Source organism: Carboxydocella sporoproducens DSM 16521, from assembly GCF_900167165.1.
In the GTDB taxonomy this organism is placed as follows: Bacteria; Bacillota.
In genome coordinates this window covers 1-15,713 of the sequence record NZ_FUXM01000050.1, presented here as the reverse complement: position 1 = coordinate 15,713, position 15,713 = coordinate 1, and the positions used below count along the sequence as shown (strand labels likewise).

15 protein-coding genes are annotated in these 15,713 nt (G+C 47.7%); 14 read left to right on the top strand and 1 reads right to left on the bottom strand.

Annotated features, from left to right (window positions below):
* The coding region (locus B5D20_RS12545) for a helix-turn-helix domain-containing protein (protein WP_143311870.1) at positions 1 to 272 on the bottom strand (272 nt) is incomplete at its 3' end.
* A 209-nt stretch (positions 273 to 481) separates the two neighbouring features.
* Here B5D20_RS12545 and rpsF point away from each other — a divergent pair.
* The 14 genes from rpsF (at position 482) to trpE (ending at position 15,459) form a co-directional block, all read left to right on the top strand.
* On the top strand, positions 482 to 769 hold the full coding sequence (rpsF, locus tag B5D20_RS12540; protein ID WP_078666560.1) for a 30S ribosomal protein S6: 288 nt from the start codon (positions 482 to 484) through the stop codon (positions 767 to 769).
* 30 nt (positions 770 to 799) lie between these two features.
* Positions 800 to 1,204 (top strand): single-stranded DNA-binding protein, encoded by a 405-nt coding sequence (locus tag B5D20_RS12535; RefSeq protein ID WP_078666559.1) that lies wholly within the window; start codon positions 800 to 802, stop codon positions 1,202 to 1,204.
* A 29-nt stretch (positions 1,205 to 1,233) separates the two neighbouring features.
* Positions 1,234 to 1,461 (top strand): 30S ribosomal protein S18, encoded by a 228-nt coding sequence (gene rpsR, locus B5D20_RS12530; protein ID WP_078666558.1) that lies wholly within the window; start codon positions 1,234 to 1,236, stop codon positions 1,459 to 1,461.
* Positions 1,462 to 1,575: 114 nt separating this feature from the next.
* The gene (locus B5D20_RS12525) at positions 1,576 to 2,517 is read left to right on the top strand and encodes a DUF2232 domain-containing protein (RefSeq protein ID WP_078666557.1); all 942 of its coding nucleotides are present in this window, start codon (positions 1,576 to 1,578) and stop codon (positions 2,515 to 2,517) included.
* Positions 2,518 to 2,970 (top strand): 50S ribosomal protein L9, encoded by a 453-nt coding sequence (gene rplI / locus B5D20_RS12520; RefSeq protein WP_078666556.1) that lies wholly within the window; start codon positions 2,518 to 2,520, stop codon positions 2,968 to 2,970.
* 3 nt (positions 2,971 to 2,973) lie between these two features.
* Positions 2,974 to 4,893 (top strand): Lon family ATP-dependent protease, encoded by a 1,920-nt coding sequence (gene lonC, locus B5D20_RS12515; RefSeq protein ID WP_078666555.1) that lies wholly within the window; start codon positions 2,974 to 2,976, stop codon positions 4,891 to 4,893.
* Between the two features lie 23 nt (positions 4,894 to 4,916).
* A complete protein-coding gene (gene dnaB / locus B5D20_RS12510; protein ID WP_078666562.1) occupies positions 4,917 to 6,245 on the top strand; it encodes a replicative DNA helicase in 1,329 nt (442 codons plus the stop codon).
* Positions 6,246 to 6,251: 6 nt separating this feature from the next.
* Positions 6,252 to 6,437 carry a 4-oxalocrotonate tautomerase gene (locus tag B5D20_RS12505; protein WP_078666554.1) on the top strand — a complete coding sequence of 62 codons (186 nt, stop codon included), beginning with the start codon at positions 6,252 to 6,254 and terminating at the stop codon, positions 6,435 to 6,437.
* Positions 6,438 to 6,577: 140 nt separating this feature from the next.
* Positions 6,578 to 9,187 (top strand): AAA domain-containing protein, encoded by a 2,610-nt coding sequence (locus tag B5D20_RS12500; protein WP_078666553.1) that lies wholly within the window; start codon positions 6,578 to 6,580, stop codon positions 9,185 to 9,187.
* A gap of 197 nt (positions 9,188 to 9,384) precedes the next feature.
* Positions 9,385 to 10,794 (top strand): NAD(P)/FAD-dependent oxidoreductase, encoded by a 1,410-nt coding sequence (locus tag B5D20_RS12495; RefSeq protein ID WP_078666552.1) that lies wholly within the window; start codon positions 9,385 to 9,387, stop codon positions 10,792 to 10,794.
* Positions 10,791 to 12,083: an adenylosuccinate lyase gene (gene purB, locus B5D20_RS12490; RefSeq protein ID WP_078666551.1), complete on the top strand. Its 1,293-nt coding sequence runs from the start codon at positions 10,791 to 10,793 to the stop codon at positions 12,081 to 12,083. The genes B5D20_RS12495 and purB overlap by 4 nt, the downstream gene beginning before the upstream one ends.
* Positions 12,084 to 12,101: 18 nt before the next feature.
* Complete coding sequence (locus B5D20_RS12485; RefSeq protein WP_078666550.1) at positions 12,102 to 13,388, top strand: adenylosuccinate synthase; 1,287 nt, start codon at positions 12,102 to 12,104, stop codon at positions 13,386 to 13,388.
* A 171-nt stretch (positions 13,389 to 13,559) separates the two neighbouring features.
* The gene (locus tag B5D20_RS12480; protein WP_078666549.1) at positions 13,560 to 13,871 is read left to right on the top strand and encodes a YbjQ family protein; all 312 of its coding nucleotides are present in this window, start codon (positions 13,560 to 13,562) and stop codon (positions 13,869 to 13,871) included.
* A 49-nt stretch (positions 13,872 to 13,920) separates the two neighbouring features.
* The gene (gene trpE, locus B5D20_RS12475) at positions 13,921 to 15,459 is read left to right on the top strand and encodes an anthranilate synthase component I (RefSeq protein WP_242952077.1); all 1,539 of its coding nucleotides are present in this window, start codon (positions 13,921 to 13,923) and stop codon (positions 15,457 to 15,459) included.
* The last annotated feature ends 254 nt before the right edge of the window (positions 15,460 to 15,713 follow it).

Below are 15,713 nucleotides of genomic sequence, written 5' to 3'. Positions count from 1 at the left end.
TCCATAAAGTGCTTGAAATTGGCGTTCTTGTACTTATCGGACTGTTTCAATAAGATAATCTTGCTTTTAAGCTCGTCAGTGAGCGCATGCTGCGGCTTACGACCTGTATTTTTATGGATAAGGAACGCCGGCCCTTGTTCCATCACTCCTTTTTTAAGGCGCTTAATCTGGCGTTCACTTAGACCTAAGCTCATAGCTGCTTCACTGATTGATAGTTTCCCATCAATTAAGGAAGAAATTACCTTGTACCTATTTAGTTGTTTTTGTGTCATTAGATAACGCACCTCGTTTCTCATAGTGACATTTTATCAAAATACTTTACAAGGTGACATTATCACAAGATAATCACAGTTTAATGTCTAATTATGCTTGTCAAACCCAAGATTATCTGGTATAATTACCAAATGAGGCCTCTGGGCCCATCATCCCTGCTCTATCCTGGAGGTAGGGCCGTTTAGTCCGTGGGGAGGAGGTGAAAGGAATGCGCGCTTATGAGTTGATGTTTATCATCAACCCCAACCTTACCGATGAAGCGATCAATGGTGTGGTGGAAAAATTCGAAAACCTGATCAAAAACAATGGTGGCGAAATCACCGCTCTGGATCGCTGGGGCAAGCGGAAGCTGGCTTATGAAATCAACAAAATGCGGGAGGGCTATTATGTCCTCTGCAATTTCAAAGCCGAAGCTCCTGTAGCTGCTGAGGTGGAACGGGTTCTGAAAATTACCGACGAAGTCGTCCGGCACTTGATCGTACGGGTTGATGCCTAAGGGTGATGGTTTAAAGGTGGTGTTTTAACCGTGTTGAACCGGATTATTCTCATTGGGCGCCTGACCAGGGACCCGGAGCTGAGATATACCAATACAGGTAGAGCTGTGGCCAGATTTACTCTGGCAGTTGATCGGCCGTACAAGAACCAGGCCGGAGAGCGGGAAGCAGATTTCATCAATGTGGTGGTCTGGGGCCCACAGGCAGATAATTGCAGCAAATATCTCAGCAAAGGGAAACTGGCGGCAGTGGACGGCCGTCTGGAAATTCGCTCCTTTGAGGGACAGGACGGAACCCGGAAATACATGACTGAAGTAGTGGCAGAAAATGTACGCTTTTTAAGTCCGAAAGAAGGAGGCAGAGGGCCTGGTTCTGACCTTCATGGCGAACCGCCTTTTGATGATTTCGCGGACGGAGATGAGGGCTTGCCCTTTTAAAACTGAAGCTCGGTAAGGGAGGGAAAACGATGCGTCGGGAACGGAAACGCGGCAAAAAACGCGTCTGCAGTTTCTGCGTGGACAAGGTTCAGGCCATTGATTATAAAGACCTGAATAGACTGCGCAAATATATCACCGAACGGGGCAAGATTTTACCCCGGCGGATTTCCGGCAACTGTGCCAAACACCAGCGCCAGCTGACTGTGGCTATCAAGCGGGCACGGATTATGGCTTTATTGCCGTTTACTGCGGAGTGAAACTGACTCAAGGGGAGCAAAGGGATTTTGCTCCCCTTTTTAATCAGAAAAAAGGAATTATCCGATTGATGGCGAACTTAGTCTTTTATTCGGAAAAACAGGCGGAGGTAAGGAATGGATAAAAACAAGCTGAAGCTCTGGTTTTTGCAGGGTGTACTGGCTCTACTGATAATAATTTGGCCTGCAGCGATGACTTTGTTGCAATTTTTCTGGCTGGTGCCATTATTAATGCTGGCGGTGGACAGCCCCTTACCGCAACTGCTAACAGGCACCGGGGCATTGCTGGCAGTGATGGCATTAACGGCCTGGCTTACTGGTAATTTGGACTGGGCTAATCTGTTCTATCTTGCCGGTTTTTTTGGCTTAACCCTATTTACCGGACAAATGGTACGCAGCCGGCAATGGGGCTGGGCCAGAATGGCAGGGGCCCTGGCTTTGCTCTTTTTTCTCTGGGATCTGATTTCTATTATCTGGAGCTGGAAGATCTGGCAAGCCCAGCTTGCCTTTCTATATAAGGAACTAAGCCGGGAAGTCCACCAGATTACAGAGCTGGTGGCCCGTATGTATGGACAACCCGCCACGGCCATGCTTACTGAGGAGACGAAAAAAATGCTGTACTGGAGCGTAATCCTGCTTCCAGGGCAGCAACTAACCTTTACATTGCTTTCTGCCTGGACAAGTGCATACTTTGCCGGCAAGCAACTGGGGGCGCGAGAAAACCGGCTGTTACCTGTACCGGTACGATACTGGAACCTGCCCTGGTACTTAATCTGGCTGGCTATCCTCGGTCTTATGCTTTTACTGCTGGGCCCCAGGGCTGAGGGGATAAATATTCTGGGTGCCAACAGTCTCTGGCTGGGTGCTTGCCTGGGCCTCCTCAATGGCTGGGGTTTGGTTAGTTTGACTTTGCCTTACTGGAATCCGCTTTTGCGTCTGCTTTTTATCCTCTCCTTATTCTTTGTGGGAGTAATTTATTTACCGCTGTTTGCCCTGATCGGTCTTCTGGATCTGGGTTTTGGCTGGCGTCAAAAATTGCTGACAGGAGGGAAATCATAGATGAAAGTCATTTTACAGCAGGATGTAAAAAAACTTGGTAATAAAGGTCAAATTGTAGAGGTTTCAGAGGGCTATGCCCGCAATTTCCTTTTCCCCCGGGGGCTGGCGGTGGAAGCAACCGCTGGTGCGTTGAAATCCCTGGATGAAAAGAAAGCCGCTGAACAGAGAAAACAACAGCGCCTGGAGGAGGAAGCCCGTGCTCTGGGAGCCAAACTGGCGGAAACTACGGTTGTAATTAAGACCAGGGCAGGGGAAGGAGGCCGCTTGTTTGGCTCCATTACCAATAAGGATATTGCCGAAGTGCTGGAAAAAAATTATGGATTAAAAGTGGATAAGAAGAAGCTGGAGCTTACGGAAAATATTAAAACTCTGGGGAGCTATCAGGTAGTAGCCAGAATTCATCCGAAAGTAACAGTCAAGTTTATGGTGCAAGTTATAGCAGAGGGGAAATAATCCATGAAAAGCCTTTTTAACAAGTTTATTGCAAAATCTAAAAATGTGGATTCTATGGAGGGCAAAGAGGAACAGCTGGCCAAACAGGTGGCAGCTCTCTATTCTCTGTTGGCCAGTATCTATGGTACTGACCGCCTGGTGATGAAGGCTGGAAAAGTGGATGCCCTGCATTTGATGCGTTCAGAAAATCTGGCCGAGCGGGTACTGGGCCTGGAAAGATTGACTTTCGATAGCCCCAGCCTGGAACGCCTGCCTGTACCGGAGGAAATTCCGGGAATTCTGGCTCGTGTTGAAGAGGAACTGGCAGACCTGCTGGCTCGCAAGGCGGTGGAAGAAAGGATTGAACGGCGGGTATCGGAAAAAATGCAGGAAAGACATGAGGAATATCTGCAGGAAATCCGGATGCAGGTTTTGAAGGAAAACCAGGGCCCGGAAACAGGAGCAACTTTAAAAAAGCTGGAGGAGCTGGAGGCAATGGAGAAAAAGCGCCTGGCCCGCTCCGCCATGGAAATGTTGCGGCCAGCTGAGATTACGGAAATCGTGGGCCAGGACCAGGCCGTGGCTGCCCTGGTGGCCAAACTGGCTTCTCCTTTTCCTCAACATATCATTCTCTATGGACCGCCTGGAGTGGGTAAAACCACGGCGGCACGGCTGGCTCTGGAAGCCGCCAAAAAGGTTGCTTCTTCTCCTTTTCAGGCCGATGCCCCCTTTGTGGAAGTGGATGGTACTACTCTGCGCTGGGATCCCAGGGAAGTAACCAACCCCTTGCTGGGCTCAGTGCATGATCCTATTTATCAGGGGGCCCGCCGGGATCTGGCGGAAAGTGCAGTACCGGAACCCAAACTGGGTCTGGTTACAGAGGCCCATGGGGGAGTTCTGTTTATTGATGAGGTAGGGGAACTGGATCCTCTTTTGCAAAACAAATTGTTGAAGGTGCTGGAGGACAAACGGGTTCACTTTGATTCCAGTTACTATGATCCCAATGACCCGGGGGTACCACAATATATTCGCAAGATTTTTGAAGAAGGGGCTCCGGCGGATTTTATCCTCATCGGGGCGACTACCAGGGATCCTTCCCAGATCAATCCGGCCCTGCGTTCCCGCTGTGCGGAAATTTTCTTTGAGCCGCTAACACCGGCTCACATTATTACCATTGTAGAAAATGCTGCCAGCAAGCTGCAGGTAGAACTGGCTCCCGGGGTTGCGGAAGCCATTGCCCAGTATACCATCGAGGGCCGTAAAGCCATTAACCTGCTGGCTGATGCCTATGCCATGGTGCTATACCGTCAGGGAGGCCAGCAGGGCGAACGGGTTGTAATCTCCCTGGAAGATATTTATGAAATGGCCCGCATCAGCAGGCTTACGCCTTTTGTTCAGGTTAAGGCCAAAGCTGCTGCCGAGATTGGGCGGGTCTTTGGCCTGGGGGTGGCCGGTTTTGTGGGTTCGGTGCTGGAAATCGAAGCCGCCGCCTTCCCGGCCCGTAAACCCGGGGAAGGGGTAATCCGCTTTAATGAAACGGCCGGTTCCATGGCCAGGGATTCGGTTTTCAATGCGGCAGCGGTCTTGCGCCGTCTAACGGGCGATGACCTGCATAATTATGATCTCCACGTCAATGTGGTCGGTGGTGGCAACATTGACGGACCTTCGGCGGGTGCCGCTATATTCCTGGCTATATACAGTGCCATCACTGGCCGTCCGATCTGGCAGGACCGGGCTTTGACCGGGGAAATCTCCATCCAGGGGAAAATCAAGCCCGTAGGAGGCATACCGGAAAAAATCTATGGTGCCCGCCAGGCCGGGATGAAAATGGTGCTGGTGCCGAAAGAAAATGAAAAAGATATTCCGGCTGCTGTTCCGGACTGTCAGGTAAGAGCAGTGGAAACTATCGAGGAAGTTATTGAGTTAATGTGTGTGCTGCAATAGTGGAGGAGGCGGGGAGAGTGTCTCTGGCAATGGACAGAGTTCCACCCCATAACCTGGATGCGGAACAATCAGTGCTGGGTTCAATGCTGCTGGACCAGGAAGCAGTTTTTAAAGCTATGGAAATCATCCGGGCCGAGGATTTTTACCGGGATGCCCATCGCCTGATTTTTGAGGCCATTTGTGACCTGGCCGACCGCAGTGAACCGGTGGATATTATCACTGTAGCCGAAGAACTGCGACAGCGCGGTCAGCTGGATAAAGTGGGTGGTGCCGCCTATATAGCCACCTTGAGTGGAATCGTGCCCACTGCCGCCAATGTGGAATACTATGCCCGCATTATCAGGGAAAAGTCCTTGCTGCGGGCCCTGATTTCCGCAGCCACCCGCATTGCTCAGCTGGGTTATGAAGGTGAGGCTGAAGCTGAGGAAATTTTAATGCAGGCGGAAAAGATGATTTATGACCTTTCCCAGCGCAAGGCCAGCCGCACCTTTGCTACCATGCATGAGATTTTGATGGAAACCTTCGACCGCATTGAGTATCTTTACCAGAACAAGGGAGATGTGACCGGGGTTCCCACCGGGTTTATCGATCTGGATCGCTTGACTTCCGGCCTGCAACCCTCAGATCTGATCATCGTGGCAGCACGGCCGGCCATGGGCAAAACCAGTTTCTGTCTCAATATTGCCCAGCATGCGGCCATTAAGGCGGGTATACCGGTAGCCATTTTCAGCCTGGAGATGTCCAGGGAACAGCTGGTGCAGCGGATGCTCTGTTCTGAGGCCATGGTGGACCAGCATCGTTTGCGCACCGGTCAACTGACGGAACAGGACTGGCCCCGCCTGGTGCGGGCCGTTGGTCCTATGGCCCAGGCCCCGATTTTCATCGATGATACTGTGGGCATTTCGGTGCTGGAAATGCGGGCCAAATGCCGGCGCCTGAAGGCAGAGCACGGCCTGGGCCTGGTTATCATCGATTACCTGCAGTTAATGCAGGGCAGCCGCCGCAGTGAAAGCCGCCAGCAGGAGATTTCCGAGATCTCCCGCGCCCTCAAGGGGCTGGCCCGGGAGCTGAATGTGCCGGTAATCGCCCTTTCCCAGTTGAGCCGGGCGGTGGAGCAAACCCATGATAAGAGGCCCAACCTCAGCCACCTGCGGGAATCCGGTGCTATTGAGCAGGATGCGGATATCGTATCTTTTATTTACCGGGAGGAATACTATAATCCCGATACTGAGAAAAAGGGGATTGCCGAAATTATCATCGCCAAGCACCGGAATGGCCCGGTCGGCAGTGTGGAACTGGGCTTTCTCAATGAGTTCACCAAATTTGTTAATTTAGAAAGACAGGGAGCGTGATGTTAAATGCCAATCGTGCAAATTGATATGCTGGAAGGTAGAACTCTGGAACAAAAGCGGGAACTGGTCAAGCGAGTAACTGAAGCTATTGTGGAAACCGCCAAATGCCCGCCGGAAGCGGTGAAAATCATCCTGCGGGAAATGAAGCCGGAACACCTGGGAGAAGCAGGGGTGCTGCGCTGCGACCGGTAAAGAGAGGGGACTGTCTAAGATTGTAGACAGTCCTCTTTTTTAGTAATTGATATTACAATAGTTGCCATTAAGAATATAAAATGGTAAAATATACATATAGATTTAATTTATTTATTTAATTTGTTCAGGGGGAAGCGGAGATGAGTGATTTTAGAAAAGATGTTTATGAAATGATTAAAGCGCTTGATTTGGAGATCTCTCAACTTCAACAAAAAGGGGCAAAATATCGTATTAATGATGGGCAGTTTCTAAAAGAAACAAATCAATGTTATACTTATCAGTTTTTATTAGCAGATGAAATAACCTTACCTGATGGAAGTCCTGTAAGATTAGTATATAAAAATAAGACTGTATATGGTGAAGTATTAGCAATAGAGGGTTTTGATATTACAATAGAGCTTTCAGATTATATTGGGGATGTAGTAGAAGAGGCAGAGTTATATTGTGAACCTTGGAATATTCTTAAAGAATTAAAAAACAGGCTACAAAATATTATAAACTCGAAAAAAAATGGGTTATGCAGATTGGTATTGTACGGTGATGGCAAAAATATTTTAGATAATGATATATATCAAAATTTACAATTTAAGAATGTTCAAACCGAATTGGCAGCTCGTGCTTATTATAACAAAACTACATACATATGGGGGCCTCCAGGTACTGGCAAAACTTATAATTTAGCAAAAGTAACAGATTACTGTATATCGAAAAATTGTACGGTCTTATTGCTTTCCCATAGTAACGCAGCTGTCGATGGTTTGGTTTATAAAATATATGAGCAACAAAAAAATGTGTGGACACCTGGCAAAATAGTTAGATTTGGAGTTCCTAAACTCCCGGAATTACTGAAAGGCGACGCAATTATTACGGCCTCCCAATTAGTAGAGCATAAGTATCCTAAGCTGAAAAAAGAAAAAGAAAAACTATTTCATGAACAGCAATATTTAAGAAAAAAAGTTAAATCCGGAAATGCTACAAAAGATGAAAAAGAAAAACTGGCAATTATAGAAGATAAATTGAAGGAAATAAGAAAAAATATTAGATTATTGGAAGATGAATATATTAATAAAGCTCAAGTCTTAGGAGTTACTCTTTCTAAGGCAGCTTTAAATAGTCTAATTTATAATAGAAAATTTGACGTCGTAATAGTTGATGAAGCTAGTATGGCATATATTCCGTATGTCGTTTTTGCTGCTTCTCTAGCTAAAAAATCTGTTGTTGTGTGCGGGGATTTTAAACAATTACCGCCCATAGCTATAGGACAACACGAATTAATAGAGCGCTGGTTGAAAAGAGATATTTTTGAACAGGCGGGAATAGTTAAGGCCTTAAAAGAAAAAGGCAAACATCCTAATATGGTTATGCTGGTTGAACAGCGCAGGATGCATAAGGATATTGCTTATTTTGCCAGTAAAAATTTTTATGATGATAAACTAGCAAATCATAGGTCGGTAAAATCTAAACAATCCATTGCAAATTCAAAACCATTTCCTGGCAACGCATTAGTTTTAATAGATTTAGATAATTTAGGCGCATATGGCTTTAGAGAGTGGGATAAAGTGTCGCGGTTTAACGTTTTTTCGGCATTTTTATCCATATTTTTAATAATTAAGGCTACAAAAGAGCAAAATATTTCGATAGGATATATTTCACCCTTTAATGCTCAAGCACGGTTAGTTTCTGCTCTTCTTTTGGATTTACTTCCTGATATTCAGCAGGACAAGGGAAAAAGGATAATTGCAGCTACGGTACACAAATTCCAAGGATCAGAACGGGATATAATCATTTATGACGTAGTTGAAAGTTTTCCGCAGAAAAAAGCAAGCATTTTAATAAATGGGCACGAAACAGACAGATTAGTTAATGTAGCGGTTACAAGGGCAAGGGGTAAATTAATAAACATAGCTGATACCAATTTTTTAAGAAGTCAGCTAAATCAAAATAACCCTACATTAAAATTAATTTTTTATATAATGAAAAATGGCGAGGTAATTAATTGGTTAAATATTAAAGAAATCTTAAAGGGAGAGCAGATACAAGGAATAGAGTGGTATATAGATACGAAAGAAGAAGTTTGGATTAAAGAAATAATGAAAGCAAAAAATGAAATAATTATTTCTTTACCAAATCCTAATACATTAAAAGAAAATTTACGGGTAGTACTAGAAGATTTGGAAAAGAAATTAAGTATTTATATTTTAACCAATGAACCTGAAAAGATAACCGGAATCAAATTTATTAATATCCAAAGAGACTGTGTTGCCAGTTTTATAATTATAGATCGTAAAATAATTATATATGGAGCTCCAAAGTTGCATCCGACAAAATTGGTTATTAAAGCTTGCTCTCCACGGGCGGCCAAACTGCTGGTTAATTTTTTAGGCATATACGATAACAATTTTTCTGTACAAAGGGAAATTGCTGTAACAAAGGAAGGTGCTCTAGCAAGGGAGCTTGTAGTAAAACCTGCATACTCCTTAAAAAAATATGTTGAAATTTGGGCAAATTGTTCTCAGTGTGGTAAACAGGTAATACCACAGTTAATATATAACAATAAAATTGTTCTGGTTTGTACTTTTTGCGGTAAACATAACAAGATCACTGTTCGGTTATTAAAAAAATACTTAGAACATACAAATTTAAAATGCAAAACATGTCTGTCTTTTTTTGAGGCAAAAAAAGGTAAGTTTGGACCTTATCTTGAATGCCGTGGTTGTGGAAAGCGATTGGACATAAACTCACTATGGTGATATTCCTATTAGCAAGGGAGCATTACCGAACATTAATCTCTGTATACAAAATAATTATTCGGATTTAATTGACTTTTTCCCGTATAGATGCTAATATTATTTTGGTTATGACCGTGCTCACTCAAACAGCCAGAAGGTGGTTGTTTGGGTTATTTTTGTGTCAATGAGTAAAAACTACGGGAAAAGGGGGACTTGCCATGGTCCGCAACCACTATGATGTTATCATCATAGGTGCCGGTCCGGCCGGTATCTTTACTGCCCTGGAACTGGTAGCCAGAGGGGAAGAAAAACTGAAAATCCTCATCATCGAAAAGGGACGGGACATTCCGCAACGTACCTGCCCGGCCAAGGAAAAGAGCATCAAATGCGTCCATTGCTCACCCTGTTCCATTGTTTGCGGCTGGGGCGGAGCTGGTGCTTTCAGTGATGGCAAATTGACCCTGTCCACTGAGGTGGGCGGCTGGTTGGAGCAATATATTGGTGAACGCAAACTGGCTGAGTTGATCAACTATATAGATGGTATATACCTGGAGTATGGGGCTCCAGATAAAGTTTATGGAATGGAAAATGAGGAAGCTATCGAAGAAATTCAGCGCCAGGCGGTGCTGGCTGAGCTAAAACTGGTTCCTGCCCCCATCCGCCATCTGGGCACCGGCCGCTGCGGCCAGATTCTGGAGCGGATGAAAAACGCTCTGGTGGCTAAAGGGGTGGAAGTCCATACCTGTGAAGCGGTAGAGCGCCTGGTAGTAGAGGATAATGTGATCAAGGGTGTAGAAACTGCCGATAGGCGGATTTTCTTTGGCCGCTATGTGGTGGTAGCTCCCGGCCGGGAAGGGGCAGAATGGCTGGCCCAGGAGGCCAAGCGTTTGCAGCTGGAGATGGCCGTAAACCCGGTGGACATCGGGGTACGGGTGGAGTTGCCGGCGGCAGTGATGGAGCACCTGACCAAAGTGATTTATGAATCCAAACTGATCTATCACTCCCGGGCCTTTGATGACAAAGTCCGTACCTTCTGCATGAACCCCTATGGGGAGGTAGTAACGGAAAACAATGATGGCCTGATTACCGTCAATGGCCACAGCCACGCCCATAAGAAAACGGAGAACACCAACTTTGCCCTGCTGGTCAGCAAAACTTTTACCGAGCCCTTTAAAGAGCCCATTGCTTATGGCAAATATGTGGCCCGCCTGGCCAATCTGCTGGGTGGTGGCGTAATTGTGCAGCGCCTGGGTGATTTGCTGGATGGCCGGCGCACCACTTACGATCGGTTACGTAAAGGGCTGGTACGTCCCACTCTGGAAGATGCCACTCCCGGGGACCTCAGCCTGGTCTTCCCCTACCGGCATCTGGTAGCCATTGTGGAAATGCTGCAGGCGCTGGACAAGATTGCGCCCGGGGTGGCTTCCCGCCACACGCTGCTGTACGGGGTGGAAGTGAAGTTTTATTCCTCCCGCCTGCAGCTCAATAAAGAGCTGGAGACCAAAATTACCAACCTGTATGCTGCCGGGGACGGTGCCGGGGTAACCCGGGGCCTGGCCCAGGCATCAGTAGCGGGGGTTGTGGCGGCCCGCAGTATTCTGGCTAAAGAGGGGGTAAAGCTGGCGTGATAGCCCGTTATACTACCCCGGAGATGAAACAGCTCTGGGCACCGGAAATGGAATTTCAGAAGTGGCTGGAAGTAGAACTGGCTGCCTGTGAAGCGATGGTGGAACTGGGCCAGGTGCCAGCAGCAGCCTGGGAAGTGATTAAGGCCAGAGCCGGATTTAAACTGGAACGAATTTATGAGATAGAAAAGGAAACCCAGCATGATCTGATCGCATTTCTGCAGGCGGTTTCCGAAGAAATCGGTGAAGAAGCCAAATACCTGCATCTGGGTATGACTTCTTCTGATGTCAAGGATACTGCTCTTTCCCTGCAGATTCGGGAGGCTCTGGACCTGATTCTAACGGAGCTGGCAAAGCTGGAAGAGGTCCTGGTGCGCAGAGCGCGGGAACATAAATATACCCTGATGATTGGCCGTACCCATGGCATCCATGGGGAGCCTACCACCTTTGGGCTGAAACTGGCTCTCTGGCTGGCGGAGGTGCGGCGCCATCAGGAGCGGTTACAGGAAGCCAGGCGGCGCATCAGTGTGGCCAAACTGAGCGGGGCGGTAGGGACTTTTGCCAATATCGACCCGCGGGTGGAAGAACTGGTGGCAGCCAAACTGGGATTAACCCCTGCCCAGGTAGCGACCCAGGTAATCCAGCGGGACCGGCATGGTGAGGTACTAAATGCCCTGGCCCTGCTGGCCAGCTCTCTGGATAAGTTTGCCACGGAAATTCGCAATTTACAGCGTACCGATATACTGGAGGTAGAGGAGTATTTCGCCAAAGGGCAGAAAGGCTCCTCGGCCATGCCTCATAAACGCAATCCTATCACCTGTGAACGGATAGCCGGGTTGGCCCGGGTGGTGCGGGCCAATGCCCTGGCCGGAATGGAAAATATCGCCCTCTGGCATGAGCGGGATATGACCCATTCCTCGGTGGAACGGATAATCATCCCTGATTCCACTACCCTGGTACACTCCATGTTGCGCTTATTTGTACGGGTGATAGATAATCTGATTGTTTACCCGGAAAACATGTTGCGCAATCTCAATCGCACTTTTGGGCTGATTTATTCGCAGCGGGTATTACTGGCTTTGATAGACAAAGGAGTTACCCGCACCGAGGCCTACCAATGGGTACAGCGCAATGCGCTGGCGGCCTGGAATAAGCAACAGTCTTTTGCCGAATTACTTTTGCTGGATGAGGATATCCGGCGCTATTTAACTCCGGCGGAGCTGAAGGAACTATTTGATCATCAATACCACTTAAAAAATGTGGATTACATTTTTGGCCGGCTGGGCCTGTAACCGTGGAGGTGGATCTTAATGGCAAGTGTAGTGTTGATTGGTGCCCAATGGGGAGATGAGGGGAAAGGAAAAGTAACGGATTTTCTGGCTGAAAAAGCTCAGCTGGTAGTGCGCTACCAGGGAGGAAACAATGCCGGCCATACCGTTGTTGTTGGTGATAAGGAATATAAACTCCACCTGATTCCCTCTGGCATTCTTTATCCTGATAAGCTCTGCTTGATTGGTAATGGAGTGGTAATCGACCCGCAGGTGTTGTTAAAAGAGCTGGATTACCTGGCTGAACAGGGAGTAAGCACCCGGGGTTTGCGGATAAGCCCCCGGGCCCATTTAATCATGCCCTACCATAAAAAGCTGGATGAGGTAGAGGAAGAAGCCAAGGGTGCCAACAAAATCGGGACCACAAGACGGGGGATAGGCCCGGCCTATATGGACAAAGCAGCCCGTATCGGTATACGGGTTGTTGACCTGCTGGATCGGGAGGAGTTCGCTGCCAAACTGGAACAAAACCTGAAGGCAAAAAATCTGCTCCTGGAACGGGTTTATCATACGGAAGGCTTTTCTTTTGAGGAAATTTACGAAACCTATCTGGCCTATGGGGAAAGACTCCGCCCCTATGTGGCAGATACTTCCCTGCTGATTGATGAAGCGATTAAAGAAGGCAAGAATGTTCTATTCGAAGGGGCCCAGGGAACTTTGCTGGACCTGGACCACGGAACCTATCCTTATGTAACTTCTTCCCATCCCATTGCTGGTGCAGCCTGTATTGGTGCCGGGATAGGGCCTACAAAAATCAGTAAGGTTATTGGTATTGCCAAGGCCTACACTACCCGGGTTGGAGAAGGGCCGTTCCCGACCGAGTTGCTGGATGAGCTGGGAGAACAAATTCGAGAAGCTGGTCATGAATTTGGCACCACTACCGGTCGGCCCCGCCGTTGTGGCTGGTTTGATGCTGTAATCCTGAGGTATGCAGTGCGGGTCAGCGGGATTGATACTCTGGCCCTGACCAAACTGGATGTACTGACCGGATTGCCGGTGCTGAAAATCTGTGTTGGTTACCAGAAACCAGATGGCACCGTACTGAAAGAGTTTCCGGCCAGTCTGAAGGAATTGGCCCAGTGTCAGCCTATTTACGAAGAGCTGCCGGGCTGGACTGAGGATCTATCGGCAGTAACGGCTTATGAACAATTGCCCGCTGCGGCTAAAGCTTATGTGCAGCGGATTGAAGAGCTGGCCGATGTGCCAGTATCTATCGTAGGGGTAGGAACCAGAAGGAATCAGACTTTAGTAAGACAGGAAATATACTAATTTTTAAGGACCGGTTTTTTGGCCGGTCCTAATTTTTTATTAAAGGGAGGAATTGTAAAAAGTTCACGAGCAGTCTGTTATATTCTTTTCTCCAGGAATGTTTCCTTTTGATTTTTATGGATTTCTTGCAGTATAATGAACTTAATTACACCGAGAAGGAGGATGAGGAATATGATTATCACTACCACGCCTACTGTCGAGGGCAAACCCATTCGCGAATATTTAGGTATTGTTAGCGGTGAGGCCATTATGGGCGCTAATGTGGTTCGTGACTTTTTTGCCAGTGTCACCGATATCATTGGTGGCCGGTCCGGCGCCTATGAAAGCAAACTGGTAGAGGCCCGGGAGATTGCCCTGAAGGAAATGGCGGAAATGGCCCGGCGCAGAGGGGCTGATGCTGTAGTAGGGGTAGACCTGGATTATGAAGTTGTCCGTGAGGGCATGTTGATGGTTACTGCCAGCGGGACTGCAGTCAAGTTCTAAATATTCTTGACATTCTTCCACTTTCCTTTTAGGATGAAATCAAGATAAAGTGGAAGGACTGATTGCTTTGTTTTTTCCGACAAGGGACGAGTTTAAAAAACTTCAAGAAAAAGGCTACCGGATACCAGTGGGCATAAAAGTACCTTTGCATGGGCTCAGCCCTTTGCAGGCTTTGGATAAACTGAACCTGGAAGGGAAACCGGCTGTATTGCTGGAAAGCGGTAAAGGTACGGAAAAATATGCCCGCTATTCCTTTTTGGGCTGGCAACCCTGGCTGGTCTATCGGGCCCAGGGAGAACGGATAACTGTCTACGATGGTAATGGACAAATTATCAGGGAATACCAGGGCCACCCTTATGAAGAACTGCGTCAACTGTTAAAGCTTTATCCTGCTAAACGTTACCCTGGATTGCCCAAGTTTTGCGGTGGCGCTATGGGTTTTATTAGCTATGATATGGGCCGCTATTTCGAACGGATGCCGGAACTTACTATTGATGACCTGGGCATGCCGGAAGCGTATTTTATGCTGGTAGACCGTTTGCTGGTTTTTGACCACTGGCAGCAGACCCTCACAGTTATTGTGAATGTACTGGAACAGGACTATCACTGGGCCCTGGCTGAAATCGAAGCCATTTTACGCGACCTGGAAAATAATCCAGCCCGACCGGCGGTAGTTTTGCCGGAAAATAAGGAGTTAAAGCGCAGTTTTGTTCCGGAAGCCAATATGACTCAGGCAGAGTTTGAAGCGATGGTAGTTAAGTGCAAAGAATATATAAAGGCCGGGGACATTTTTCAGGCCAACTTATCTATCCGCCTGGGCCGGGAGATTCACACTCATCCCCTTAATCTCTACCGGATTGTCCGGGAGGTTAATCCCTCGCCTTATATGGCTTACCTGGAGTTCGGGGATTGGCAGATTGTTAGCTCCTCCCCTGAATTGCTGGTACGCATAAACGAGGAAGGCTATGCTGAAACCCGTCCGATAGCTGGTACCCGGCGACGGGGGGCCAACCGGGAAGAGGACCTGGCCCTGGCCCGGGAGCTGATTTCTAACGAAAAGGAACGGGCCGAACATATTATGCTGGTGGATCTGGAAAGAAATGACCTGGGTCGGGTCTGCCAGTACGGTACTGTAGAAGTAAATGAACTGATGGTGATTGAAGAATATTCCCATGTTATGCATATAGTCTCCAATGTGCGCGGGCGGCTGGCTCCTGGTAAAGATGGTTTCGATCTTTTGCGGGCAGCTTTCCCGGGCGGGACTATTACCGGAGCTCCCAAAATCCGTTCCATGGAGATCATTGAGGAGCTGGAACCTACCCGAAGGGGTATTTACACCGGTTCTATCGGCTATTTTGGCTATGCTGGGGAAATGGAAATGAATATTGTAATCCGTACACTGGTGATTAAAGATGGTAAAAAGGCGTATGTTCAGGCTGGAGCAGGCATAGTTGCTGACAGTATACCGGAACGGGAATATTTTGAGTCACTGAAAAAGGCGGAAGCGCTCCTGAAGACTCTGGAGCTGGCAGAAGAGCTTTTTGCCAGGGAGGTAAGCAGCAGCTTCAGAAAACTAGACTATAATTGATTGTATTTAACTGTTTTGCTACATTAAGAGTATGGAACTATTATCCATTGGTGAAGCAGCAAAGTCCGGCAGGGTTTCGGGGAGCTGATCAGGAATGCCAAAGAAACACGAGAAGAACAAATTTAGCATAACTGTGTGCGGGGAGTTTTTTCCGGAGATTTACCCGGCTCACCGGTCTTCGAAGTGGAGCCGGGGCGAAGAAGACCCGCTGACTACGGAGATGCGTCTCTTCTGTGCCTGTATGCGGTGGGCCT

Excerpts from the sequence above, each read along its gene's own strand:
- rpsF (WP_078666560.1), top strand. The coding sequence starts at position 482 with ATGCGCGCTTATGAGTTGATGTTTATCATCAACCCCAACCTTACCGAT.
- rpsR (WP_078666558.1), top strand. The coding sequence starts at position 1,234 with ATGCGTCGGGAACGGAAACGCGGCAAAAAACGCGTCTGCAGTTTCTGC.
- B5D20_RS12525 (WP_078666557.1), top strand. The coding sequence starts at position 1,576 with ATGGATAAAAACAAGCTGAAGCTCTGGTTTTTGCAGGGTGTACTGGCT.
- rplI (WP_078666556.1), top strand. The coding sequence starts at position 2,518 with ATGAAAGTCATTTTACAGCAGGATGTAAAAAAACTTGGTAATAAAGGT.
- lonC (WP_078666555.1), top strand. The coding sequence starts at position 2,974 with ATGAAAAGCCTTTTTAACAAGTTTATTGCAAAATCTAAAAATGTGGAT.
- B5D20_RS12505 (WP_078666554.1), top strand. The coding sequence starts at position 6,252 with ATGCCAATCGTGCAAATTGATATGCTGGAAGGTAGAACTCTGGAACAA.
- B5D20_RS12500 (WP_078666553.1), top strand. The coding sequence starts at position 6,578 with ATGAGTGATTTTAGAAAAGATGTTTATGAAATGATTAAAGCGCTTGAT.
- B5D20_RS12495 (WP_078666552.1), top strand. The coding sequence starts at position 9,385 with ATGGTCCGCAACCACTATGATGTTATCATCATAGGTGCCGGTCCGGCC.
- B5D20_RS12485 (WP_078666550.1), top strand. The coding sequence starts at position 12,102 with ATGGCAAGTGTAGTGTTGATTGGTGCCCAATGGGGAGATGAGGGGAAA.
- B5D20_RS12480 (WP_078666549.1), top strand. The coding sequence starts at position 13,560 with ATGATTATCACTACCACGCCTACTGTCGAGGGCAAACCCATTCGCGAA.